Below are 23,173 nucleotides of genomic sequence, written 5' to 3'. Positions count from 1 at the left end.
CGCCTAAACACTATGGCCTGAATCGGGAAGGCCGGCCGCACATGGACAACAAGACCTCGCTCATCGAACTGGCAGCCCAGATCGTGGCCGCCTATGTCGGGCGCAACGGGGTGGAACAGGCGGACCTGCCAAGGCTCATCACCGAAGTGCACAAGGCGCTGGAACAGGTTGCCGGCACGCCGGCCCGCAAGGACGACGCCCATGAGCCGAAGCCGGCGGTGAACGTCAGGAAGTCGATCACGCCGGACTACCTGATCTGCCTCGAGGACGGCAAGAAGTTCAAGTCGCTGAAGCGCCACCTGCGCACCCACTTCAACCTCACGCCCGAACAGTATCGCGAGAAGTGGAACCTGCCGGCGGACTATCCCATGGTGGCGCCGAACTATGCCAATTCGCGCTCCAAGCTGGCCAAGAACATGGGGCTCGGGCAGCGCAAGGCACGCTGAGCGATCGTATCAAGGATTTTGCCGTGCCTGACTCTTGCGGATCAGCCGTTCACGATTCATAAACGACTCGTTTGGGCAGGGCATCGATTCGCAAGGGGCGGCGTTGGCTACAGGTTCGGTCAACATAGCGTTCAGGGCACAGCTGGTGGTGCCCGAGCAAAGGCAGCTTTATGACTACTGGCTGTCGCGGGCTGCAAAGGGCGCATTGCCCGGCCGGTCCGACATCAACCCCGCCGACATTCCGAGGCTGCTTCCCTATATCAGCCTGATCGACGTGAGCGACCGGCTGGAGGCCTCCCGCATCCGGCTGGCCGGCACCAGGCTGCGCGACGTCTTCGACCGCGAGATCACCGGCCTGATGATCGACGATCTCGACCTCGGCCCCAAGCGTGACTACTGGATGACAGCCTACCGCCACACCGCGGTCGACGGCAAGCCGACCCAGGGCATCGTGCGCGGCCCCAGGGTGAACAAGGAACACCTGGTGCAATACTGGATCCGCCTGCCGCTCGCCGCCGCCAGCGGTTCCGGCATCCGCATGATCCTGGGGCTCGACTATTTCCTCTCCGGCCTCGAGGACGAGCAGCGCCAGGCCAGCGCCGGCTAGCTAGAAGCGGAACGCGATGCCGAGCTGCCGCGCGTAATCGAGCAGGGCATAGATCATCACCACCACGCCGGTCATTTCGAGGGACTCCTCCAGCGTCGAGACCACCAGGTAACCGGGTTTCATGTAGGTGTCGTCGGCGATCATGCCGCCCAGCAGTTCCATCACCAGGGCGCCGCCCACATAGAGCACGCCGGCCGCGATGATCAGCCAGCGCGTGCGCGCCGGAAGGCGCCACACCCAGCGCAGATAGACAAGGCCCACCACCAGCACGATCACCGCGCCGGGAATGACCCAGGCGAACAGCGCATTGTGCAGGCCGAACGAGCCGGGGTCCTTCACCAGCCCCTTCAGCATGCCATGCAGGTCCGATTCCTCGTCGAGCGAGAGCAGCAGGAAGATGAAGAACAGTCCCCACCAGCCCAGCGCCGGAATGCCCTTGCGCCGGCAATCGAGGATCATCGGCAGGGTGCAGAGCGACACGAGGAACAGGATGATGATCGAGAACCACGTCGGCACATTGGTCTCGTTGCTGAGGTTGAACAGGTAGCCATACGCGTTGTCGAGCGCCGTCAGCGGGCCGCAGGCCTGGGTGACCCAGCAGTAGTTCACCACGCTGTGCACCACGACCAGCACGGCCGCCACGGAGAGGAGGGCGATCAGCACGCTCTCCGGGAGTCGCCTCAGCTCAAGGTATTCCGCCTGCGGGTTCGGTCCTGTCATGGTGTGCCCCTAACTCCCTGCAACCTCAGCATTCTTCGGCGGGGAGAGCATAGGGGCTCGTGAAATGGTTTGCAACACTGGGTCGCAGAACGCGGACCGGTGAGGGTACACCCCGGCAAGCAATTAACGGAGATTGACCGCAATGCTTTGCACCCAAGCAGCGGCTCCTTACATTCCGGGCAGCAAGCGAAGGCTGATGAATGACTGGCCAATCCCCATCTCCCGACCGCCGTGCCCGCCACATGTCGCTGCAGTTCATCTGCACCGGCGTCCTGGCATGGCTCGTGCTGTCGGCCTACCGCGGTGTCATCATCGCACCGCCGGACGATGCGGCGGGCCTGATCCAGTCGGTGCCGGCGGGGATTGCCGCCAGTTTCTATGATCTCGTGTTCATCGCCTCGGTGACGGCGGTGGCGCTGGCGCTCCTGGCGCTCCTGCGGCGGAACCGGCTGGCCCGCGGCCTGGTCGCGGTGCTGTTCTACGTCACCCTGGCGGTGGCGCTGGCCTGGGGCTTCGCCAACATCAACCTCGTCCGGGTGCTGGGCGAGCCCTTCACCTTCCAGTGGCTGGTCTATGGCGACTTCCTGCAGAACGCCGATGCCCGCAACGCCATGTCGGACGCCTTCAACCTGCGTGATTTCTCGATCCTCACCGGGGCCATCGTCGCGGTGCTGGCGCTGGGCTTCGGCGCGGCCCGGCTGTGGCACGGCCTGGGCGCGACGGGCCATCGCATTGCACTGGGCGCAGTCGTTCTCGGTGTCGGGATTGCCGCCGTCGGTTCTGGCTATCACGTGGAGGCCAGCGCGCTGCCGGTCAACAAGCTGCAGAATCCGGTGGTGCATTTCGTCGAGTCGGCCCTGCTCAGTCCCACCCCGGTGGTGCTGACCATGCCCGCCGATCCAAACGATCCGGACGTTGCCAGCGTCGAAGAGCGGCCGCCGGAAAGCTCGACCTTCGTGGCCCCGACGCCCAACCCGGTGAAGAACGTGCTGCTCTACATCATGGAGTCGGTGCCGGCGAAATACGTCGAGACCTACGGCGGCAAGTATCCGGTGACGCCCACCATCGCAAGCTATGCGGCGGAGTCCATCCGCTTCAGCAAGATCTACGCCCACGCGCCATCGACCAACTACACCATGTTCTCGCTGCTGGCGTCGATGTACAACGACATCTCCTATCACGGCATGACCGGCAGCAATCCCTATTTGCGGCTCGACTCGCTGTCCAACATGCTGGCGCGCAACGGCTTCCGCACCGGCTTCTTCTGGAGCGCGGATTCGCGCTTCCAGCGGGTCGACGAGTTCCTGCTCAACAAGGGCTTCGATGCGATCCAGGATTTCCGCGGCCAGGTCTGCGACCTGCCCACCTACCGGCTGAGCACCAAGGACTGGCAGAACGCCGACTACAACAACGACCTGTGCACCGCCGGGCAGACGGTCGACTGGATCAACCAGGATTCGCAGAAGCCCTTCTTCGCGATGATGTTCACGGCCATGACGCACTACCCCTACCAGGTGACCTTCACCGAGCAGGACCCCGCCAAGACCGGCGATGCCAAGGCCATGGAACTCGTCCACTATTCGGATGACGAGAAGTTCAACTCCTACCTCAACGCGCTCCGCATCGGCGACCTGGCCCTGGGCAAGGTGCTGGACGACCTGAAGCGCACCGGCAGGCTCGACTCGACGCTGGTCGTCATCATGGGCGACCATGGCGAGGCCTTCGGCGAGCACGGCACCTACAGCCACGCCAGCGCCATCTATGACGAGAACGTCCATATCCCGCTGATCATGATCAACCGCCACCTGTTCCACGGCGAGACCGATGGCAAGGTGGGCGGCGTCATCGACATTGCGCCCACCATCTTCGACATTCTCGGGCTGAAGATGCCCGGGCAGTGGCAGGGGCGCAGCCTGTTCAGCCGCGACAGGCCCGACAAGACCTTCTTCTTCGCCCCCTGGCGCGGCGTGCAGTTCGGCTACCGCGAGGGCGACCGCAAGGTCATGTTCAATGCCAACACCGGGGCCATCGAGGTCTATGACCTCGCGGCGGACCCGGGCGAAGCGAAGAACCTCTACGTCGAGGGCAGCAGCGACGCCACGGCCCTGCTGCAGCCCATCGCCGGCTGGGTGCAGTCGCAGAAGCGCCGCATCGCGCGCCTGATCGACGATGGCGCCAAGGCCCCGGCCGGTTGCGCCATTGACTCGCTGGTGGTCGAGGCCGGCGGCACGCAATATCTGGCCCCACCCCGTTTCGAGGTCTATGTCGATGGACAGAGGGTCACGTCGGTGGACGTTCCGGGACTGGCGAGCCGCGCCGCGACGGGCGCGGAGTCCGTGGCCGAGATGAAGGCGGCAGCCGCGAGCACCAGGCCCTTTGCCATCGATCTTCCTGCCGGCACCAGCCCGCAGGCCATCGAGATCCGCTTCGTCAACGATCTCTGGGGCACCCCCGACAATCCGGGAGACCGCAACCTGTTCATCCGCAGCGTGAAGGTGAACAATCTGGCGGTGCCCACCGCGCGGCTGAGCGCCGACAAGGCCTCCCACGGCTACACCGACGACAGCGGTACCACCATCTATGAGAATGGTTCGCTCTGGGTCTCCGGCCCCTTCGTCGAAGGCTGCAGGTAGGGCAGCGACCGCGGCCGCGCAAAAAATCCTTCTCGGAGGTATTGATTCCTTTTGAATTCCGTCCTAGGTATACGGAACAATAGGAGAACAGTCAATGTGTGAGTTGCCATCCGGACTTGCCTCTTCCGCCACCCCGCGCATCAATGATGCCGAAAGCCCGCTCACCTGGCTGCGCGCCCGCCGCGGCAGGGATGGCAAGCCGCTGATTTCCAAAGCGCAATACCTGGCGGGCGAACGCCTGCGGATGGATTTCGAACGCGCCATGCTGGCCCGCCGCACCACGCTCAACTGGGAGCTTGCGGGCACGGGTTGCCGCTCACCCGGGGCTGCCGCCGAACTGAGCGACGGGGCGATTGCCGCCCGCAAGCGCTACCACGCGGCGCTCGACAGCGTTGGGCCGGAGCTTGCCTCCATGCTGGCGCAGGTGTGCTGCCTTTCCGCCGGGATCGAGCAGGCCGAGCGCGTGCTGGAGCTTCCGGCGCGCAGCGGCCGTGCCGTGCTGGGCCTCGCCCTCAACGCCCTCGCCCGCCACTATGGCATGGCGGAAGCGACGAGGCGCGATGGCCTCACCGGCTGGGGGCTTGACGGTTACCGCCCGTCGCTCAACCGCGGCGGCGCCGCGCCGTGAAGGGCGGCCTGGGCGTCAGACTTGATGCGCTGGATCATCGAGGCGAAGCCGTTCGAGCGCTGCTGGGTGAGGTGCCCTGCGAGCCCCAGCTTGCCGAGGATCTCGCCTGCATCGGTCGCCAGGATCTGGCGTGCCGGCTTGCCGGAATAGATCATGAAGGCGATGGCGATGAGGCCCTTGACGATCAGCGCATCGCTGTCGCCGAGAAAGGTGATGACCGGATCATCCGGGGTGCCGGACACCGAGGAGGTGATCCACACCTGGCTGGCGCAGCCACGCACCTTGTTCTCGGCCGTGTGCTCCGCATCGGGCAGGGGCGGCAGGTCGCGGCCGAGTTCGATGACGTGGCGATAGCGGTCTTCCCAGTCGTCCATCACGTCGAAGTCGGCGAGGAGGTCATCAATGGCGGTCAAGGCGCGGAGCTTTCCCAGTTGCGCGCCTGAGATAGGCCGCGGGGCCGTGAAGCTCAACCCTGTTTCGCCGGCCCCCGCCAGGGCGGTACCAGATCGTCGAGGCTGAGCGTCGACTTTCCCTGCGGCTCGTCCGTTGCAGGCGGCGGCACCTCGCCCTCGACGGTGATCATCGCCCGGGGGCCCCCGTCCTCCGGCGCCGCCGGCTTGCCGTCCCACGCCCAGCCCCACAGCAGGGAGGCGGAATAGAGCAGCTTGCCCTCCAGCTTGCCGCCGAGATAGCCCGCCACGCCGCAGACATCGGGCTGGCGGCTGCAGAAGCCCCAGGCGTCGGAGGCCGCCGAGCCGGCGGAGGACAGCATGTCCAGCGTGCTGGGCGAATCGGGATCGGGTCCCTTCGCCAGTTCCTCCGGCGGCGAAGGCAGCAGCAGCCCCGCGGCACCGAGCAAAATGATGGTTCGGAAGAGGCGCATCGCCTGCCGTGTTCTCCAGTGTTTTCGACGCCTTACCACCCGAGAGTTGACCGGGCGGTGAAAAGACTGGGCTTATTTTGCGTTAAGGCCTGTTCCGCCCTGCGTGGCCCGGAAAGGCCGCGTTAACCTCGATGGGTGCAAGTTCGGGGCTCGCGGCAACAGCGGTGAAAGTGAATTCGGGTCGGCGTCATGCGTGAGAAGGTGGAGAAGGGCGGCCGCAGGGTCAGGATCGTGCCGCTCGCCGCATGGACCCTGACGGCCGTGATGTCGGCCGCCATCGTGGGCAATGCATTGTTCGGGCAGAACGCCTCGCACCGCCTGGCGCAGGCCGCCACCGACCCCGCCGAGACAACCGCCGACCTCGCGCCTTCGGGTGCCCGCACCATCCAGCTCAAGTTCGACCCCGTGGTCGAGGCGGTGCAGCGCGAACTTCTGTCGGCGGGCTATTACAAGGGCCCGGTCGACGGCGTGAACGGCCGCAAGACGCGCCAGGCCGTTGCCGCCTATCAGAAGGCCATGGGCCTCGAGGCCGACGGCCAGCCGTCGAGCGACCTCGCCGAGCACATCCGCTTCACCCGGGAGGTGTCCGAAGCCTCGCTGTTCACCGGCACCGTGGCGGCCGCGCCCGATGCGGAGCAGCGCGCCGCCATTCGCCGCGTGCAGACGGGGCTTGCCGACCTCGCCTACAGCCCGGGCGAGATCAATGGCGAACTCACGCGCGAAACCCGCGACGCCATCATCGCCTTCCAGCGTGATCACCAGATGCCGGAAACCGGCGAGGTGAGCGAAGAGCTGATCGCCGAACTGGCGCGGGTCAGCGGCCAGTCCGAAGCAGCCGTGCAGTAAGGCCTTGCGCCTCAAATCGGCAATCTGGGTCTCTGCCTTCCTCCGCCGCTGCATGGTGGAGGGCGTGTTCGGCGCGGTGGTGAGGAAGGGCGCGGAAGAGGCGGGTGCCGTGCACGTCATCGTCAACCACCTCGATGGCACGTGCCATCTGCTCGGTCCCGCTCCGGGCGAAGCCTATGACGAACAGGGTGACAGGCGCTGGATTGCCGAAGTCGCGCCGCCCCAGACGCCTGCCGATGCCATGGCACTGCTCGATCGCCGCCTGCGCTTCGACCCCGACCTGTGGATCGTCGAGGTGGAGGACCGAAAGGGCTTGGCAGGACTCACCATCACCGCTTAAGGGCTTGTTAACCATGATGCGCAAGTTTGGGCACATGGAGTAATCCGCAACCCGAAGGCAGCGCCATGCAAGCCCGTTGGACAAGCACCGTCATCGACTTCCCGCAGGACCGCGTCCGCCGACCCACTGGCGAACCGCAGCGCGCAGCGGGCGAAGTGCTGATCTTCACGGGGGTACGGGTCGAACGCATGTATGACCTCGCCGAGCGCCTGCCGCCGGCGCGCAGCGGTTACGTGTCCAACGCCCGGATGGACATCGACTTCTGGTGATTCCGGATCGAGGCCAGCCGAAGCGGCGGCCCTGGATCATCCGTTCACGGACAAATCAGCCTTCGCCCGCCGGCCCTGCCGTGCAGCGCGACCTTGCCACCTGCTGGGCGGCGAGGGTGCGCAGACCGATTTCAGGCGTTGGATACCACACCACGGCCAGCCCGCGCGGTTCGGGCGAGTTGACGGTCCAGCCGGAGTCGATTTCGGCGATGGCTTCCTTCTCGGTCGCCTTGATGACCTGCTCGATCAGGCCCGGCGCGCGCGACAGGCTGACGGTGAAGCTGTTGGCGCCCGACTGGCGGTTGTTCACCGAATAGATCGCCTCCGCCTTGTCGGTATAGATGGTGGTGATCCAGAATCCGTCCGGAAGGTCGGCGGCGAACGTCACATTGCCCTTGGCCACGTCGAAGACGCAGACGCCGGTGACGCCGAAGCGCGGCAGGCCCGGAAACAGCTTGGCCTGCTCCTCCGGCGAGAGGATGAAGAAGCTGTTCTTGCCGTGCTCGCGCGCCAGCTGCCGCACCTCGCGCGAGAACCACCAGCCCGGCACGAAGAGCGCGAAGGCGCTGTGCGCCATGACACCCGCCACCACCGCCACCAGGAACCAGAACAGGTGCTTCTTCATGAGCAGATGCCGCGCGTGATGGCGAAGGGCGGGTCGATCGTCCTGGTGCCCGTGGCAAGCGCCGAATAGATCAGCGTGAAGCTGCGGCGGTCCGGCGACTTGAGCCAGTTGCCGGGCTGCGGGTCGCGCGCTGCGGAAATCCGCACGCTGCCATCGGCCTCGCGCACTGCCGTGTCACTGTCGGCCGTGGTCTGCAGCGGCGCGCCGGCGCTGCCCGACCCGACGATGCCGAGGCTCCACCAGCGCGGCAGCGGGCCGGTGGAGGTGATGAGATAGCTGCAGCCGCCGGTGAGCGGCCGGCCCTTGCTGTCGGTTTCGGTGGTTGCCTCGCCCAGCTGGCTGGGGGCGGGCGGCAGCCGGCCCTCGAGCAGGTAATGCGAGCGCACGTAGAAGGCATTGGGGCCGGCCATGGCGGCCGTGCGGCTCTGCCACGGCTCATCGCCCGTCACCGGCTCCACGCCGGCCGACTGGATCAGCGCGAAGGCGCTGAAGCACCCGGCGGCAACGCCGAATGCAACATAAGCAGTGGCCCAGATGAATCGCCGCATGGTTCAGAAGATACTGTCGAAGAGAGTCTTTTTCTTCTTCTTCTTTTTCTTCTTTTTCTCCTCGTCGGCCTGGATCGGATTTTCGTCGCCGCCGAAGATCTGCTCCACGAAGTTGCGCTTCTTCTTCTTCGAGGTGGGCTCGTCGACATTGGCCTTGGGCAGCACCAGCGCCTCCTGCGTCTTCGGCGCGGCCTTCGCGGCCGTGGCGGCGGGCCGCACCGGCGGCGTGGTTTCGAACAGGTCGAACATGCCGTTCAGCACGCCGTTGACGTCGCCCGTGCCGGCGCTGGCCTGTTGGGTGTCGGTGTCTGCGCCCTGGGCCTGGTCGGTTTCGTCGGTGACGGTTTCGGGCGCGATGGGCTGGGGCGCCTGTGCTGCGGCCAGCGCATATGACTCGTCATAGGGCACGCCCGCGAAGCCCACGGGCTGCAGGCCCCGCTCGGCCTCCATCATCACCCGCTTCCAGATCGGCGCAGGAATGAGGCCGCCCGTCACTTCCTTCATCGGGGTGAAGTCGTCATTGCCGACCCAGACGCCCGCCACGTTGTTGCCGGTGAAGCCGATGTACCAGGCATCGCGGTAGCCCTGGTTGGTGCCGGTCTTGCCGGCGGCCGGCTCGAAGGCGAGGTCGGCGCGCCGCCCGGTGCCCTGGCGGACCACGGCGTTGAGCATGGTGTTGAGTTCCGCCACCGTCTCCTCGGGGAAGACGCGGACCGGCGCATCGGTCGAATCGCGCGCGCGCTCATACAGCACGTCGCCGTTGGAGCGGCGGATCTCGAGAACGGTGTAGGGCTTGGTCGCGAGCCCGCCCGAGGCGAAGCTGATGTAGCCCGTGGTGAGGTCCATCAGCGACAGCGCGCTGGTGCCCAGCACCATGGGCGCCCAGGTCTCCAGCGTGCCCTTGATGCCGGCGAGGTGGGCCGTCTCGATGATGGCGGTGCGGCCGATGTCGACCATCAGCTTCACCGGGATCGAGTTGTAGGAGTGCGCCAGCGCATTGGTCAGCGTCGTGCGGCCGGCATATTTTCCGGTGTAGTTGCGCGGCGCCCAGTTGCCCACCGCGACCGGACCGTCGACCACCGTGTCGCTCGGCTTGTAGCCCTTGAGCAGGGCGGCCATGTAGACGAATGGCTTGAACGACGAGCCCGACTGGCGCAGCGCATCGGTGGCGCGGTTGAACTGGCTGGCCTCGTAGTCCGTGCCGCCGACGATGGCGCGCACCGCGCCGTCGGTGGCCATCACCACGGCCGCACCCTGGGTGAGGTGGTAGGGCTCGCGCGCCGCCGCCACCTCCTCGTTGATGATGGCCTGCGCGGCCGTCTGCAGCGGCAGGTTGATGGTGGTCTTCACCTCCAGCACATAATCGCCGGTGAGGCCCTTCTGGTCGATCAGCGCCAGCGTGTCGCGGTAGGCGAAATCGAGGAACCAGTTGGGGCTGTCGGAGATGCGCTGCTCGATGGGGGTAGCGGGCTCGCGCCGCGCCTGCAGCAATTCGCCCTGGGTGATGAAGCCCGCGTCCAGCATGCGGTAGAGCACGGTGTTGGCGCGTGCCCGCGCCAGCTCCAGGTTCTGGTGCGGGGCATATTTGGTGGGCGCCTTGAACAGGCCCGCCAGCATGGCGGATTCCGGCAGCGTGATGTCACGCACCGACTTGCCGAAATAGAACTGCGAGGCCGCCTCGATGCCATAGGCGCCGCCGCCGAGATAGGAGCGGTCGAGATAGAGCTTGAGGATCTCTTCCTTGGAGAGGCGCGCCTCGATCCACAGCGACAGGAAGGCCTCGTGCACCTTGCGGCGGATGGTGCGCTCAGGGCTCAGGAACAGGTTCTTCGCCACCTGCTGGGTGAGCGACGAGCCGCCCTGCACCACATCATTGGCGCGCGCATTCTGGATGATGGCACGGAAGGTGCCGATCACGTCGACGCCGAAATGGTCGAAGAAGCGGGCGTCCTCGGTGGCCAGCACCGCCTTGATCATGTGGGGCGGAATGTCGGCGAGCGGGATGGCGTCATCCTGCCGGATGCCGCGCCGCCCGATGATCTCGCCATCGGCCGTGGTGAAGGTGACGGCATATTCGCGGCCGCGGTTCCACACGTCGCCCGTTCCGGAGAAGGGCGGCAGCGCATAGGCCAGCAGCAGGAAGCAGAACATCACCCCGAAGGTGAGGCCATCATCGAGGAGGTCGATGACGACGCGCTTCAGCCCGCGCAGCCGGAAGCGCTCCAGGAAGCTGCGATAGGCCGAATGCGAGCGCTTGAGGAAATCCCAGGTCTCGAACACGGCTGTGCTGACGGCGCCATCGGCCCGCCAGAGCCGCCCCCACAGGGATTCACGCGATGGAAGTTTCGACACGCTTCTGACCGACCTCGAGCCTTGCCGCCGATTAGGGACCGATTGTGACGAAAACGCGCCGCCCAACCGGACCGGGTGAAAAGCTACCAAGCGGGCAGCCATCATGCCAGCACAAGGTTGACTTTCGGTGTCGGTTCCATGCCATTGGGGGCCATGACCGAGCCTGCCCCCTTCTGGAAGACCAAGTCCCTCGCCGAAATGAGCCGTGCCGAGTGGGAATCGCTCTGTGACGGCTGCGGCCGCTGCTGCCTGAACAAACTGGAGGATGAGGATACCGGCCGGTTCCTCTACACGCGGGCCGCGTGCAAGCTGCTCGATCTCGGCACCTGCCGCTGCACGGACTATCCGAACCGCCAGGCAAAAGTGCCCGACTGCGTGCAGCTGACGCCGGACAATGTCGGCTCTTTGGGCTGGCTCCCCGCCACCTGCGCCTATCGCCTGCTGGACGAGGGCAGGAAGCTGCCGTGGTGGCACCCGCTGGTGTCAGGCACGCAGGAGACCGTGACCGAGGCCGGCATCACGGTCGCGGGCGAGGCCTATTCGGAGGAGGGGATCACGGTGGAGGAACTGGTCGACCACCTGTGGCGGCTGCCGAAGGCGAAGCGGAAAAAACTCTAACCGTCACCCCGGCGAAAGCCGGGGCCCAGCTTTGCGTCAACTGGCTCTGCAAGAAAGCGGGGTCCCGGCTTTCGCCGGGATGACGAAGTTTTTGGGTGGTACGTGACGGCAAAAAAGAGCGAAGGTCAGGCGCAGCCTCACGCGTTCGCCGGCTTCGGCCGCTTGATGAGGCTCGCGGCCTTCACGATCGTCGCGTCCAGACCCTCGCCGCCCTTGTCGAGGTGCGCCACCAGCACGGCGCGCATGCGGGGGTCCCAGAACTTGTTGATGTGCTCGGCGGCGTCCTTCACCGCCACTTCGGGGCCGGAGCCATTGAAGAAGGAGGCGATCTGGTTCGCCATCCGGAGCATGTCCTGGTGCTGCATCTCTAGTCCCTGTCGAAGATCATGACGCCGCGGCCGGCAAGCGCCGCGAGCTTGAGGTGGGCCTGCCGCGCCAGTGAGAGCGCGAGGGCGGTGGGGGCGGAAACGGTGGCGAGCGCCCCGATCCCCGCAATGGCGCATTTCTGCACCAGTTCGAAGCTGCAGCGGCTGGACATCAGCACGAAGCCTTGTCCGAGGTCTCGGCCCTCGCGGGCCAGCGCGCCGATCAGCTTGTCGAGCGCATTGTGGCGGCCGACGTCCTCGCGCGAGAGCAGGATTTCTCCGTCCACGGAGCACCACGCGGCGGCGTGCACCGTACGGTTCACCCGGCTCATCGGCTGGTGGGCGGGAAGCTGCTCATAGGCGCGGGCCACGGCCTGGGGCGAAAGCGCCACCGCGGGCAGCCTGCGCGAAGGCATGCGGATCGCATCCTTCATGTCCTCGATGCCGCAGAGGCCGCAGCCGGTGCGGCCCTCGAGGCTGCGCTTCGCCATGCGGTCACGGTTGATCTTCTCCTCCGGCACCGAGAGGTCGATCGCGTAGCCCTGCTCGGTCGGAAGGACGAGGACCGCGGTGACGTCGGAGGCCTTGGCGATCAGGCCTTCGGCGATGGCAAAGCCGATGGCGAAGTCCTCGAAGTCGGCGGGCGTGCCCATCATCACGGCGTAGCTCTGCGAATTGAACTGCACCGCGAGGGGCACTTCCTCCGGCACCTGCCAAATGGTCTCCTCGTCACCCGCCAGCGTGTGGAGGATGCCGTGGGCGGCAATCGACGTGCGCAAGGCCTCCACGTCCCCCGGATGGACCGGGGGGCGCTGGCGCTTCATGGCACGGCGGTCGCTCATTCGGCGGCGACCATGGGGGCGACGCGCTTGTTCTCTTCCTCGCGCTCCTCCCACTCCTTCTGCCAGTCGGAAGGCTGGTTGGAGAGGTTCACCTGCACGGCCGTCACCTTGTATTCGGGGCAGTTGGTGGCCCAGTCGGAATTCTCGGTGGTGATCACGTTGGCGCCCGACACCGGGTGGTGGAAGGTGGTGTAGACCACACCCTGCGGCATGCGCTCCGAGATCTTCGCCTTCAGCGTGGTGGCGCCGATGCGGCTCGAGATCGACACCATGGTGCCGTCCCTGATGCCGCGCAGCTCGGCGTCGTGCGGGTGGATCTCAAGGACGTCCTCCTTGTGCCAGGCGACATTGTCGGTCCGCCTGGTCTGGGCGCCGACATTGTACTGCGACAGGATGCGACCCGTCGTCAGGATCAGCGGGAACGACCGGTTGGTGCGCTCCGTCGTCGGCACGAATTCGGTGACGACGAAGCGGCCCTTGCCACGCACGAAGCCGCCGATGTGCATGAGCGGCGTTCCTTCCGGCGCCTTGTCGTTGCAGGGCCACTGGACGGAGCCCAGCAGGTCCAGCTTCTCGAAGGAGACACCGGCGAAGGTCGGCGTGAGGCGCGCGATCTCGTCCATGATCTCCGAGGCATCATTGTAATGCATCGGGTAGCCCATGGCGGTGGCGAGTTCGGCGACCGCCTGCCACTCGTGCTTGCCCTGCATCGGTGCCTTGACCATGCGCACGCGGTTGATGCGGCGCTCGGCATTGGTGAAGGTGCCGTCCTTCTCGAGGAAGGACGTGCCGGGCAGGAAGACGTGGGCGAAGGCGGCGGTCTCGTTCAGGAACAGGTCCTGCACGACGACGCATTCCATCGACTCCAGCGCGTGGTTCACGTGCTTCGTGTTGGGGTCCGACTGGGCGATGTCCTCGCCCTGGACGAAGATGCCCTTGTAGGTGCCTTCGACCGCGGCATCGAACATGTTGGGGATGCGCAGGCCCGGCTCGTTGTCGAGCGCGGTCTGCCACACGGTCTCGAACATCTGGCGCACCGTGTCGTCGCCGACATGGCGGTAGCCCGAGAACTCGTGCGGGAAGGAGCCCATGTCGCAGGAGCCCTGCACATTGTTCTGTCCACGGAGCGGATTCACACCCACGCCATTGCGGCCCACGTTGCCAGTGGCCATGGCGAGGTTCGCCATGCCCATGACCATGGTGGAACCCTGGCTGTGCTCGGTGACGCCGAGGCCGTAATAGATGGCGCCATTGCCGCCCGTGGCATAGAGGCGGGCCGCGGCGCGGACTTCAGCGGCGGGAACGCCGGTGATCTCTTCCAGCGCTTCCGGAGAGTTCCGCTCTTCCTTGATGAAGGCTTCCCAGCGAGCAAATTCGACGGGGTCGCAGCGCTCGTTGATGTAGTCGCGCTTCTCCAGCCCCTCGGTCATGATCACGTGGGCGAGTGCATTGACGATCGCCACGTTGGTGCCGGGCCTGAGCTGCAGGTGGTGAGCGGCCTTCACATGGGCCGACTCGACGAGGTCGATGCGGCGCGGGTCGGCGACGATGAGCTTGGCGCCATTGCGGATCGCCTTCTTCATGCGCGAGCCGAACACGGGGTGCGCGTCCGTCGGGTTGGCGCCGATCAGCAGGAGGACATTGGCCTCGTCGACCGACTTGAAGTCCTGCGTGCCGGCGGAGGTGCCGAAGGTGCGCGACAGGCCGTAACCCGTCGGCGAATGGCAGACGCGGGCGCAGGTATCGACATTGTTGTTCTTGAAGGCGGCGCGGATCATCTTCTGCACCACGAAGACTTCCTCGTTGGTGCAGCGGGACGAGGTGATGCCGCCGATCGAGGTACGGCCATACTTCTCCTGGATCGCCTTGAAGCGCTTGGCGGTGTAGCCGATGGCCTCCTCCCACGACACGACGCGCCACGGATCGGTGATCTTCTCGCGGATCATCGGGGTGGTGATGCGGTCCTTGTGGGTGGTGTAGCCCCAGGCGAAGCGGCCCTTCACGCAGGAATGGCCCTCGTTGGCGCCACCGTCCTTGTAAGGCACCATGCGGACGACTTCGTCGCCCTTCATCTCGGCCTTGAAGGAGCAGCCCACGCCGCAATAGGCGCAGGTGGTGACGACGGAATGTTCCGGCTGGCCCATCTCGATCACCGACTTCTCGGAGAGCGTCGCGGTCGGGCAGGCCTGTACGCAGGCGCCGCAGGAGACGCATTCGGAATCGAGGAAGGCCTCGTCCATGCCGGCGGAGACGTGGCTGTCGAAGCCGCGGCCGTCGATGGTCAGCGCGAAGGTGCCCTGGACTTCCTCGCAGGCGCGAACGCAGCGCGAGCAGACGATGCACTTCGCCGGGTCGAAGGTGAAATAGGGGTTCGAGTCGTCCTTCGGCTGGTAGCGGATGTTCTGCGAACCATCGGCGCGCTTCTTGAAGACGTGGTTGTCGCCCTCATAGCCATAGCGCACCTCGCGCAGGCCGACGGCGCCGGCCATGTCCTGCAGTTCGCAGTCGCCGTTGGCCGCGCAGGTGAGGCAGTCCAGCGGGTGGTCGGAGATGTAGAGCTCCATCACGCCCTTGCGCAGCTGGGCGAGGCGCGGCGTCTGGGTCTTCACCTTGATGCCGGGGGCGACGGGCGTGGTGCACGACGCCGGCGTGCCCTTGCGGCCCTCGATCTCGACGAGGCAGAGCCGGCAGGAGCCGAAGGCGTCCAGCATGTCGGTGGCGCAGAGCTTGGGGATCTTGGTTCCCATCTCCATCGCGGCGCGCATGATGGAGGTGCCTTCCGGCACCGTCACTTCCTGGCCGTCGATCTCGAGCGTCACCATCTTCTCGGCGGCGGACTTGGGCGTGCCGTAGTCGGTTTCCTTGATCAGAGTCATCTCAGGTGGCTCCTCATTCCGCCGCGATCTTGGCGGGCTTGTCGAAATCTTCGGGGAAATGCTTGATGGCGCTCAGTACCGGCATGGGGGTAAGCCCGCCCATGGCGCAGAGCGAACCATCGGTCATGGTCTGGCAGAGGTCCGCCAGCAGATCCAGGTTGGCGTCACGGTCATCGCCGGCGATGATCTTGTCGATCACCTCGACGCCGCGGGTGGAGCCGATGCGGCAGGGCGTGCACTTGCCGCAGGACTCGATGGCGCAGAACTCCATGGCGAAGCGGGCCTGCTGGGCCATGTCGACCGACTCGTCGAACACCACGATGCCGCCGTGGCCGACCATGGCCTGCGCGGCGGCGAAGGTTTCGTAATCCATCGGCATGTCGAGCTGCGCGGCAGGCACATAGGCGCCGAGCGGGCCGCCGACCTGGATGGCGCGGATGAGCTTGCCAGTGAAGGTGCCGCCGCCAAAGCCTTCGACCAGCTCACGCAGCGTGACGCCGAAGGCCTTCTCGACCAGTCCGCCCTGCCTGATGTTGCCGGCGAGCTGGAAGGGCAGCGTGCCGCGCGAGCGGCCCATGCCGTAGTTCTTGTAGGCAGCACCCCCCTTGGCGAGGATGAAGGGGACAGCCGCGAAGCTCAGCACGTTGTTGATCACGGTGGGCTTGCCGAACAGGCCCTCGAGTGCGGGGATCGGCGGCTTGGGGCGCACCGTGCCGCGCTTGCCCTCGATCGATTCGAGCATCGCGGTCTCTTCACCGCAGATATAGGCACCCGCACCGCGGCGGACTTCGAGGTGGAAGGTTTTGTCCGTACCCTGAATATTGGCACCCAGCCACTTGGCGGCGACCGCGGCGGCGATCGCCTCCTTCATGGTGGCGATGGCGTCAGGGTACTCCGAGCGGATATAGACGTAGCCCCTAGTGGCGCCCACGGCGATGCCGGCAATCGTCATGCCCTCGATGAGCATGAGGGGGTCGCCCTCCATCACCATGCGGTCGGCGAAGGTGCCGCTGTCGCCCTCGTCGGCGTTGCAGCAGATGTATTTCTGGTCGGCGGCGGCATCGTGGACGGTCTTCCACTTGATGCCGGTGGGGAAGCCCGCACCGCCGCGGCCGCGGAGGCCCGATTCGGTGACCTCGGCCACGATGGCGGCACGGCCAAGGCCCAGCGCCTTCTTCAGGCCCTCGAAGCCGCCGTGCGCCACGTAGTCCGAAACCGAGACCGGATCTGTGATGCCGCAGCGCGCGAAGGTGAGGCGCTCCTGGTTCTTCAGGTAGGGGTGATCCTCGATGTTTCCGAGGCGCAGCTTGTGGGCGCCTGCGGTGGCGATCGGAAGGGAGGCCACGTCCTCGACGGTGACGGGGCCGTAGGCGATGCGGCCGTCCTTGGTCTCGACCTCGACGAGGGGCTCGAGGAACAGGAGGCCGCGCGAGCCGTTGCGGATCACTTCGTGGCCGGCGGCGGCCAGCGCGGCGGCCACCTCATCGGCGCCGACCGAGCGGGCGGCTGAGTCGCGCGGGACATAGACCTTGCTCATGAGCGGCACTCCGCGACGATCTTCTCGAACTTCCTGGCGTCGACCCGGCCGACCAGCTTCTCGTCCACCATGACGGCGGGGGAGAGGGCACAATTGCCGAGGCAGTAGGCGGCCTCGACCGTGATCGCGCCATCGGCGGTGGTCTGGCCCAGCTTCACCTTGAGGTAACGCTCGATCATGCCCACGAGTTCATTGGCGCCCATGGACTGGCAGGCCTCGGCCCGGCAGACCTTGATCACGTGGCGGCCGGCGGGCTCGCGGCGGTAGTCGTGATAGAAGGTGACGACACCGTGCACCTCGGCGCGCGACAGGTTGAGCGACTTGGCGAGCGCCGGAAGGGCGGCCTCGGGGATGAAGCCCAGCTGATGCTGCAGGTCATGGAGGATTTCCAGCAGCGCATCGGGGCGGTTGCCGTAGCGGAGGGCGATCTCCCGGGCGGCCGTCGCCTCGCGCGGGGAAAGATCGAGCAGGGTGGTTTTCTGAGCCATGCCAACTTAATGGCGCAGGACGAGTGTAAATTCCAATTGACGGACGCTATGGGGTCATAGGCAGGGGTTATGAGGGGGCCGGCCCCCTTCCAGTCCGTCGTCGCCGGGCGTGTCCCGGCGATCTTCTTCGAGCGGTCGAAAAGGATGCCCGGGACGAGCCCGGGCATGATGAGCTTTGGAAGATCAGGATTGTCGCCTCGTTAACGACCGCTTAACCCCCGATCTTCCCCATCACCTGGCCGATCCCTGCCGCCATCATGTCCAGCGCCTTGCCGAAGCGAGGGCGGCCCAGTTCCTTTTCGAGCGGGCAAACTTCGTCGTTGCAGCGGTGATCGTCGCGGCACTGGCCCTCGGTCTGGTTCAGGGAGACGTAGCAATTATGGGTTGCGCAGTGGGCGTGGGTGCCGTCGGTCGAATATTTCATGGTCGGTGCTCCTATAGCGTGCACCTTGGCGGAGGGGGCGAATCCCGTCCTTGACCGAAATCAAGCCTTCAGCGTGCGGGCGGTGGCGAAGAGGGCGGCGACCAGGGGGGAAAGCGGCTCGCGCGGCAGGCCGACGAGGCCGACCTTGTGCTCCACCTTCGGGTTGGTGAGGGGAATGGCCTTGACCCCCTCGAGCTTGCCCAGAACATGGATGAAGTAGTCCGGCATGATGGAGGACAGCCCCATCGACTTCACCGAGGCGAGCAGGTTCATGATCGAATTGGTCTCGAGCCGGGGCGAGGGGTGGACATTGGCCACCGCGAAGGCACGGTCGATGATGCGGCGGTTCTGCATGTTGGGGGTGAGCAGGCAGAGGGGTTCCTGCGCCGCCTCTGTCCAGGTGACGGAAGATTTATCCGCATACGGAGAGGTTTCGCCGACGAAGAGGCTGTAGTGCTCCTCGTAGAGCGGATGCTGCATCAGGCCCTCCACCGGCTCGTTGTCGAGGTAGGTGATGCCGACATCGATGGCGTGCTCGTGCAGGTTCCGCAGGATCTCCTCGGAGGACTGCGAGAGCACGGTGAACTCGACCGAGCGGTGCTCGCGCTCCATGGCGCGGGTGAGCATCGAGACCTTCGGCAGGGCAGAAGGAATGACGCCGAGGACGAGACGGCCGACGAGTTCGCCCTTCCTGGAGCGGATGGTGCCGAGCTCCTGGGTGAGGCTCTGCCAGTTGTCGAGAATGAGATGCGCCCATTTCAGCACGCGCTCGCCCTCGGGCGTGAGCCCGATATAGCGCTGGCCGCGCTCGACGATGGGAACGCCCAGCTCCTGCTCCAGCTGGCGGATGCGGCCCGACAGCGTGGGCTGCGTGACGTGGCAGGCCTGGGCGGCACGGGTGAAGTGCTTTTCGCGCGCGAGCGCTGCGAGATACTGGAGCTGGCGGATATCCATGGCACTGGAATAGCCGGGGCGGGGGAGACTTCAAGGACAAAGAAAATTCCTCTGAAGCGAATTTAGTCCTTGACAGCGCGCGCTCGTTGGGGTATAAAGGCGCATACTCCACAAATGGGTGAGGACATGAGCGGCGACGGTGATGAACCGGCGCCCGCTGCCGTTTGGGCGCGGGTGCGGGAGAGATACGAGCATGGCATCGAGGCGGTGGCCACGATTGCCGCAGACGCTGGAATAACACGGCAGGCCCTGGCCTGCCGTGCTCGTCTGGAGGGCTGGAAACTGCGCGGTGCCGCGCGTGGAAGGCCCCAGGGCACGCGGGCCACACTCGCCCGCTTCAAGGCGCTGCTGCAGCAGCGGCTCACCGAATTCGAGGCCCAGATCGGCACGCTCTCGGCGGAGGCCAATGCCGCCACGAGCGAACGCGACATCAGGGCCATGAACACGCTGGTCAGAACACTGACGGTGGGGGCGGGCGGTTACATCGGCGGCCGCTCGATCGAGAAGGTGGCGGATGCCGTGACCGCCCGCAAGCGCACGGGATTTCCATTCATGCGCGGTTCAGATAGGAAGGGTTAGGACGCCGGACATGAGACAAGCCCCAGCCATGCGCAAGCCATTGACCATTGCGGGAACCCTGCTGGCGGCCGCCCTGTGGGCCTTGCCGGCTGGCGCGCAGGAGGCGCAGGTGGCGCCGTCCGAGGCGGTGAAGCTGGCGCTGCAGGCGGTGCCGGGGGCGGAGCCCCTGGGCGTCAAGCTGAAGGGCGGCGCCTATGTGGTGCGGCTGAAGCAGGATGGCGCGGTGATCCAGGTGCTGGTCGACGCCGTGACCGGCCAGGTTTCGCAATAGCGGGGACAAGCGATGCGGCTGCTCGTCGTCGAGGATGATCCGGACCTCCGCCGCCAGCTCACCGCGGCGCTGGAGGATGCGGGCTATGCGGTGGATGCCGCGAAGGACGGCGAGGAGGGGCACTTCCTCGGCGATACCGAGCCCTATGACGCGGTGGTCCTCGACCTGGGGCTCCCCATTCTCGACGGCGTGAGCGTGCTCGAGAAGTGGCGCCGCGCCGGGCGCAAGATGCCGGTGCTGATCCTCACCGCGCGCGACCGCTGGTCGGACAAGGTGGCGGGCTTCGATGCGGGGGCGGATGACTATGTCGCCAAGCCCTTCCACATGGCGGAGGTGCTGGCCCGCATCCGCGCGCTGTTGCGCCGCGCGGCCGGGCATGCCTCGAGCGAGATCGCGGTGGGGCCGGTGGTGCTCGATACCAAGGCGGCGCGCGTCAGCGTCGACGGCCTGCCGGTGAAGCTCACCTCGCTGGAGTTCCGGCTGCTCTCCTATCTGATGCATCACAAGGGCAAGGTGGTGTCGCGCACCGAGCTCGTCGAGCATCTCTATGACCAGGACTTCGACCGCGATTCGAACACCGTCGAAGTGTTCGTCGGCCGCCTGAGGAAGAAGCTGGGCGTCGACGTGCTGCATACGATCCGCGGCATGGGCTACACCGTCACCGAGCCAGACGATGCGCCCTAGCTCGCTGTCGAGCCGGCTCATCCTCTCGTCGCTTGTCGTGAGTGTGGTGCTGCTCGCCGCCACGGGCTTGCTGCTGGCGAACCTTTTCACGGCCGCGCTCGAACGCAACTTCGACCAGCGCCTGCGCTCGGTGCTCGACGGTCTCCTGGCCAATATCGAAGTGACGGCGGAGGGAAGCCCGCGGCTCTCCGCCGCCATCGTCGACCCGCGCTTCGGCCTGCCGCTGTCGGGCTGGTACTGGCAGGTGGTGCCGGTGGACAAGGCTGGGGGTGCTGCCGACCTTGCATCGAATTCGCTGCTCGAACAGCGCCTCACGCTGCCGCCGGAGCTTGCCGGCAAGGAGGGCGTGCAGGGCTTCTACCTCACCGACACGCTGGGCGTGACGCTGCGGGCGATCGAGCAGGTGTTCACGCTGCCGGGCAGCACGCGGAAGTATTCGGTGCTGGTGGCCGGCAATTACGATGAGCTTTCCGCCGAGGTGAGGAGCTTCAACCGCGCGCTGGTGGTGAGCCTCGTGGTGCTGGCGCTGGGCCTGGCGCTCGCCGTCCTCGCGCAGGTGCGCTTCGGGCTCAGGCCCCTGCGCGCCATGCAGGCCAACCTGCTGGCCATCCGCCAGGGCGGGGCGAGCGAGCTCAAGGGCGAATATCCCGCCGAGATCCGGCCCGTGGCGGAGGAGCTGAACCTTCTGATCCAGTCCAATGCCGAAATCGTGGAGCGGGCGCGCACCCAGGTGGGCAACCTGGCCCATGCGCTAAAGACACCGCTCAGCGTGCTGACCAACGAGGCGGCGGGGCAGGAAACCCCGCTCGCCGCCAAGGTGGCCGAACAGGCCGGGCTGATGCGCGACCAGGTGAACCTCTATCTCGACCGGGCGCGCCGCGCGGCCCGCGCCCAGGGGCTCGGCGCCGTCACCGAGGTGAAGCCGGTGCTGGACGCGCTGGCCCGCACGCTGGAACGCATCAACCGCGACAAGGGGGTCACCGTCACCGTCGATTGCCCCGACGGCCTGCGTTTCCGCGGCGAGCGGCAGGACCTCGAGGAGATGGTGGGCAACCTGCTCGACAATGCCTGCAAATGGGCAGCCGGGCGGGTGAGCGTCGCGGCCCGGCTTCAGGCCGCCACCGCGGGCCGCAGCCTGCTTGCGATCGCGGTCGAGGATGACGGTCCGGGCCTGCCGGCGGAGAAGCGGGCTGAGGCCCTGAAGCGCGGCCAGCGCATGGACGAAACCAAGCCGGGCTCCGGGCTCGGCCTCTCCATCGTGCGGGAGACGGCGGCCATGTACGCGGGGAGCGTGCAACTGGACGATGCTGCGCTGGGCGGGTTGCGGGTGCTTTTGACGCTGCCGGCAGTCTTGTAGAAAGTTATTTTATAACAAAATCTTAGCTCAGGCTGGACGATGTGTTCCCCGGCCAGTGGCCCTTCATGCACCACACGCATGGCGCTATAACCTGATGGCCCTTCCACCTTGGGCTGCGGCAATGTAAACGTTTTAATTGAGAAACTCGAAACGTGCCGTTCGTCAGATCCCCCCGGTCGCGAAGGCACTGCCGAGGGGCGGGTCCCAAGGGGCCCGCCCTTCGTTTGTTTCAGACCGCCTCCGCCCCCTCGATGACGGGGATGCCGCGCTCGCGATAGGGCGTGCGGCCATAGAAGGCCCGGTAGCACTTGGAGAAATGCGAGGGCGAGGAGAAGCCGCAGGCCAGCGCCACGTTGATCACCGACATGTCGGTCTGCAACAGCAGCGAGCGCGCCTTCTTGAGGCGCAGTTCGAGGTAGTAGCGCTTGGGGCTGCGGTCGAGATAGCGGCGGAACAGCCGCTCCAGCTGGCGGGTGGAGAGGCCGGCCTGCTTGGCGAGAATCGAGGGCGAGAGCGGCTCCTCGAGGTTCTCCTCCATCTCCTCGATGATGCCGACGAGCTTGGGGTGCCTGGCGCCGATGCGGGCGGGCAGCGACATGCGCTGGTGTTCGCTGTGGTGGCGGATCGGCGAATGCAGGATGCCTTCCGCGACCGCCGAGGCGAGCTCCGGCCCGTGCTGGCTGGCGATGAGGGTTAGCATCATGTCGAGGGCCGTGGTGCCGCCGGCGGAGGTGAAGCGGTCACGATCGATTTCGAACAGCCCGCCGGTGGCATCGAGCTCCGGGAAGGCCTCGGTGAAGCCCGGCATGTTCTCCCAGTGGATGGTGCACTTGTAGCCGTCGAGCAGGCCCGCCTCGGCGAGGATGTGCGCGCCGGTGCAGACAGCACCGATGTTCACCCCCTTGCGGGCCACCTTGCGCAGCCAGGCGACGAGGCGCTTGTCGGTGTGGCGCTGCACGTTGAGGCCGGCGCAGACGAGGATCGTCGCATCCTCGGAGATCGCCGAGAGATCGCCGTCGACCATGGCGAGGATGCCGTTCGAGGCCGCCACGGGCTGGCCGTCGAGGGAATGCATGGTCCACTTGTAGAGGGTCTTTTCCGACATGCGGTTGGCAATCCGCAGCGGTTCGATGGCCGATGTCACCGGCATCATGGTGAATTCCGGCACCACGACCACGGCCATGTGCTGGGGCAGTTGCTTGGGGGGATCGCCGAACATCGGGGGCGGAAACTCCTGTTTCGACCCTTTTTGCGCAAAGTTCGGGCATTGTCCACCAGCGT

26 protein-coding genes are annotated in these 23,173 nt (G+C 66.2%); 12 read left to right on the top strand and 14 right to left on the bottom strand.

All coding sequences use genetic code 11. From position 1 onward, the window contains the following. The first annotated feature begins 41 nt into the window (after positions 1 to 41). On the top strand, positions 42 to 446 hold the full coding sequence (locus tag DK847_RS04890) for a Ros/MucR family transcriptional regulator (RefSeq protein ID WP_111196518.1): 405 nt from the start codon (positions 42 to 44) through the stop codon (positions 444 to 446). Positions 447 to 549: 103 nt separating this feature from the next. After that, positions 550 to 1,053: a PAS domain-containing protein gene (locus DK847_RS04885; protein WP_161957155.1), complete on the top strand. Its 504-nt coding sequence runs from the start codon at positions 550 to 552 to the stop codon at positions 1,051 to 1,053. On the opposite strand, the gene DK847_RS04880 is transcribed toward DK847_RS04885, so the two are convergent. Next, the gene (locus DK847_RS04880; RefSeq protein WP_111196516.1) at positions 1,054 to 1,773 is read right to left on the bottom strand and encodes a hypothetical protein; all 720 of its coding nucleotides are present in this window, start codon (positions 1,771 to 1,773) and stop codon (positions 1,054 to 1,056) included. A 200-nt stretch (positions 1,774 to 1,973) separates the two neighbouring features. On the opposite strand from DK847_RS04880, the gene DK847_RS04875 reads away from it, so the two are divergent. Beyond that, positions 1,974 to 4,406, top strand: coding sequence for a sulfatase-like hydrolase/transferase (locus DK847_RS04875; RefSeq protein ID WP_111196515.1), 2,433 nt, complete (start codon positions 1,974 to 1,976; stop codon positions 4,404 to 4,406). Between the two features lie 94 nt (positions 4,407 to 4,500). Then, entirely contained in the window at positions 4,501 to 5,034 is a 534-nt protein-coding gene (locus tag DK847_RS04870) for a DUF6456 domain-containing protein (protein ID WP_111196514.1), read from the top strand. Here DK847_RS04870 and DK847_RS04865 read toward each other — a convergent pair. Beyond that, the gene (locus tag DK847_RS04865) at positions 4,995 to 5,447 is read right to left on the bottom strand and encodes a SufE family protein (RefSeq protein WP_111196513.1); all 453 of its coding nucleotides are present in this window, start codon (positions 5,445 to 5,447) and stop codon (positions 4,995 to 4,997) included. The two genes, DK847_RS04870 and DK847_RS04865, sit on opposite strands and share 40 nt — an antisense overlap. 53 nt (positions 5,448 to 5,500) lie before the next feature. Beyond that, entirely contained in the window at positions 5,501 to 5,917 is a 417-nt protein-coding gene (locus DK847_RS04860) for a hypothetical protein (RefSeq protein ID WP_111196512.1), read from the bottom strand. A 189-nt stretch (positions 5,918 to 6,106) separates the two neighbouring features. Between DK847_RS04860 and DK847_RS04855 the strand changes: the two genes are divergently transcribed. The 3 genes from DK847_RS04855 (at position 6,107) to DK847_RS04845 (ending at position 7,372) form a co-directional block, all read left to right on the top strand. Next, the gene (locus DK847_RS04855) at positions 6,107 to 6,763 is read left to right on the top strand and encodes a peptidoglycan-binding domain-containing protein (protein WP_111196511.1); all 657 of its coding nucleotides are present in this window, start codon (positions 6,107 to 6,109) and stop codon (positions 6,761 to 6,763) included. 4 nt (positions 6,764 to 6,767) lie between these two features. Beyond that, positions 6,768 to 7,103, top strand: a complete 336-nt coding sequence (locus DK847_RS04850; protein ID WP_111196510.1) for a DUF1491 family protein — start codon at positions 6,768 to 6,770, stop codon at positions 7,101 to 7,103. Between the two features lie 65 nt (positions 7,104 to 7,168). After that, positions 7,169 to 7,372 carry a hypothetical protein gene (locus DK847_RS04845; RefSeq protein WP_111196509.1) on the top strand — a complete coding sequence of 68 codons (204 nt, stop codon included), beginning with the start codon at positions 7,169 to 7,171 and terminating at the stop codon, positions 7,370 to 7,372. A 55-nt stretch (positions 7,373 to 7,427) separates the two neighbouring features. Here the strand turns inward: DK847_RS04845 and DK847_RS04840 are convergent, their stop codons facing one another. The 3 genes from DK847_RS04840 to DK847_RS04830 are packed head-to-tail and all read right to left on the bottom strand — an operon-like array spanning position 7,428 to position 10,897. Beyond that, positions 7,428 to 7,997, bottom strand: coding sequence for a hypothetical protein (locus DK847_RS04840; RefSeq protein WP_111196508.1), 570 nt, complete (start codon positions 7,995 to 7,997; stop codon positions 7,428 to 7,430). Further along, on the bottom strand, positions 7,994 to 8,545 hold the full coding sequence (locus DK847_RS04835; protein WP_111196507.1) for a DUF1214 domain-containing protein: 552 nt from the start codon (positions 8,543 to 8,545) through the stop codon (positions 7,994 to 7,996). The genes DK847_RS04840 and DK847_RS04835 overlap by 4 nt, the downstream gene beginning before the upstream one ends. Before the next feature lie 3 nt (positions 8,546 to 8,548). Next, on the bottom strand, positions 8,549 to 10,897 hold the full coding sequence (locus DK847_RS04830) for a transglycosylase domain-containing protein (protein WP_161957154.1): 2,349 nt from the start codon (positions 10,895 to 10,897) through the stop codon (positions 8,549 to 8,551). A 153-nt stretch (positions 10,898 to 11,050) separates the two neighbouring features. Here DK847_RS04830 and DK847_RS04825 point away from each other — a divergent pair, with 153 nt between their 5' ends. Then, positions 11,051 to 11,515 (top strand): YcgN family cysteine cluster protein, encoded by a 465-nt coding sequence (locus DK847_RS04825; protein WP_111196505.1) that lies wholly within the window; start codon positions 11,051 to 11,053, stop codon positions 11,513 to 11,515. Positions 11,516 to 11,652: 137 nt separating this feature from the next. On the opposite strand, the gene DK847_RS04820 is transcribed toward DK847_RS04825, so the two are convergent. The 7 genes from DK847_RS04820 to DK847_RS04790 form a co-directional block, all read right to left on the bottom strand. Further along, positions 11,653 to 11,856, bottom strand: a complete 204-nt coding sequence (locus DK847_RS04820; RefSeq protein WP_245414528.1) for a formate dehydrogenase subunit delta — start codon at positions 11,854 to 11,856, stop codon at positions 11,653 to 11,655. Positions 11,857 to 11,882: 26 nt separating this feature from the next. Then, positions 11,883 to 12,722 (bottom strand): formate dehydrogenase accessory sulfurtransferase FdhD, encoded by an 840-nt coding sequence (gene fdhD, locus DK847_RS04815; RefSeq protein ID WP_245414527.1) that lies wholly within the window; start codon positions 12,720 to 12,722, stop codon positions 11,883 to 11,885. Then, the gene (gene fdhF / locus DK847_RS04810) at positions 12,719 to 15,598 is read right to left on the bottom strand and encodes a formate dehydrogenase subunit alpha (RefSeq protein WP_111196503.1); all 2,880 of its coding nucleotides are present in this window, start codon (positions 15,596 to 15,598) and stop codon (positions 12,719 to 12,721) included. Before fdhF ends, fdhD begins: the two co-directional genes overlap by 4 nt. Before the next feature lie 13 nt (positions 15,599 to 15,611). After that, the gene (locus DK847_RS04805; RefSeq protein WP_111196502.1) at positions 15,612 to 17,135 is read right to left on the bottom strand and encodes a formate dehydrogenase beta subunit; all 1,524 of its coding nucleotides are present in this window, start codon (positions 17,133 to 17,135) and stop codon (positions 15,612 to 15,614) included. After that, complete coding sequence (locus DK847_RS04800) at positions 17,132 to 17,623, bottom strand: formate dehydrogenase subunit gamma (RefSeq protein WP_111196501.1); 492 nt, start codon at positions 17,621 to 17,623, stop codon at positions 17,132 to 17,134. Before DK847_RS04800 ends, DK847_RS04805 begins: the two co-directional genes overlap by 4 nt. Before the next feature lie 211 nt (positions 17,624 to 17,834). After that, on the bottom strand, positions 17,835 to 18,047 hold the full coding sequence (locus DK847_RS04795; protein ID WP_111196500.1) for a hypothetical protein: 213 nt from the start codon (positions 18,045 to 18,047) through the stop codon (positions 17,835 to 17,837). Positions 18,048 to 18,107: 60 nt separating this feature from the next. Continuing rightward, entirely contained in the window at positions 18,108 to 19,001 is an 894-nt protein-coding gene (locus DK847_RS04790; protein ID WP_111196499.1) for a LysR family transcriptional regulator, read from the bottom strand. 126 nt (positions 19,002 to 19,127) lie between these two features. Between DK847_RS04790 and DK847_RS04785 the strand changes: the two genes are divergently transcribed. Genes DK847_RS04785 through DK847_RS04770 form a run of 4 tightly spaced genes read left to right on the top strand, consistent with a single transcriptional unit; the run spans position 19,128 to position 21,892 of the window. After that, entirely contained in the window at positions 19,128 to 19,580 is a 453-nt protein-coding gene (locus tag DK847_RS04785) for a hypothetical protein (protein WP_146256049.1), read from the top strand. A 10-nt stretch (positions 19,581 to 19,590) separates the two neighbouring features. Then, complete coding sequence (locus DK847_RS20540) at positions 19,591 to 19,851, top strand: PepSY domain-containing protein (RefSeq protein ID WP_161957153.1); 261 nt, start codon at positions 19,591 to 19,593, stop codon at positions 19,849 to 19,851. Positions 19,852 to 19,863: 12 nt separating this feature from the next. Further along, positions 19,864 to 20,535, top strand: coding sequence for a response regulator transcription factor (locus tag DK847_RS04775; protein WP_111196497.1), 672 nt, complete (start codon positions 19,864 to 19,866; stop codon positions 20,533 to 20,535). Beyond that, positions 20,525 to 21,892 (top strand): sensor histidine kinase, encoded by a 1,368-nt coding sequence (locus DK847_RS04770; protein WP_111196496.1) that lies wholly within the window; start codon positions 20,525 to 20,527, stop codon positions 21,890 to 21,892. The genes DK847_RS04775 and DK847_RS04770 overlap by 11 nt, the downstream gene beginning before the upstream one ends. A 229-nt stretch (positions 21,893 to 22,121) precedes the next feature. On the opposite strand, the gene DK847_RS04765 is transcribed toward DK847_RS04770, so the two are convergent. Next, positions 22,122 to 23,111, bottom strand: coding sequence for a GlxA family transcriptional regulator (locus tag DK847_RS04765; protein WP_111196495.1), 990 nt, complete (start codon positions 23,109 to 23,111; stop codon positions 22,122 to 22,124). Between the last annotated feature and the right edge of the window lie 62 nt (positions 23,112 to 23,173).

It is taken from the genome of Aestuariivirga litoralis, assembly GCF_003234965.1.
In the GTDB taxonomy this organism is placed as follows: Bacteria; Pseudomonadota; Alphaproteobacteria; order Rhizobiales; family Aestuariivirgaceae; genus Aestuariivirga; species Aestuariivirga litoralis.
This window is presented reverse-complemented; position numbering and strand designations above follow the sequence as displayed.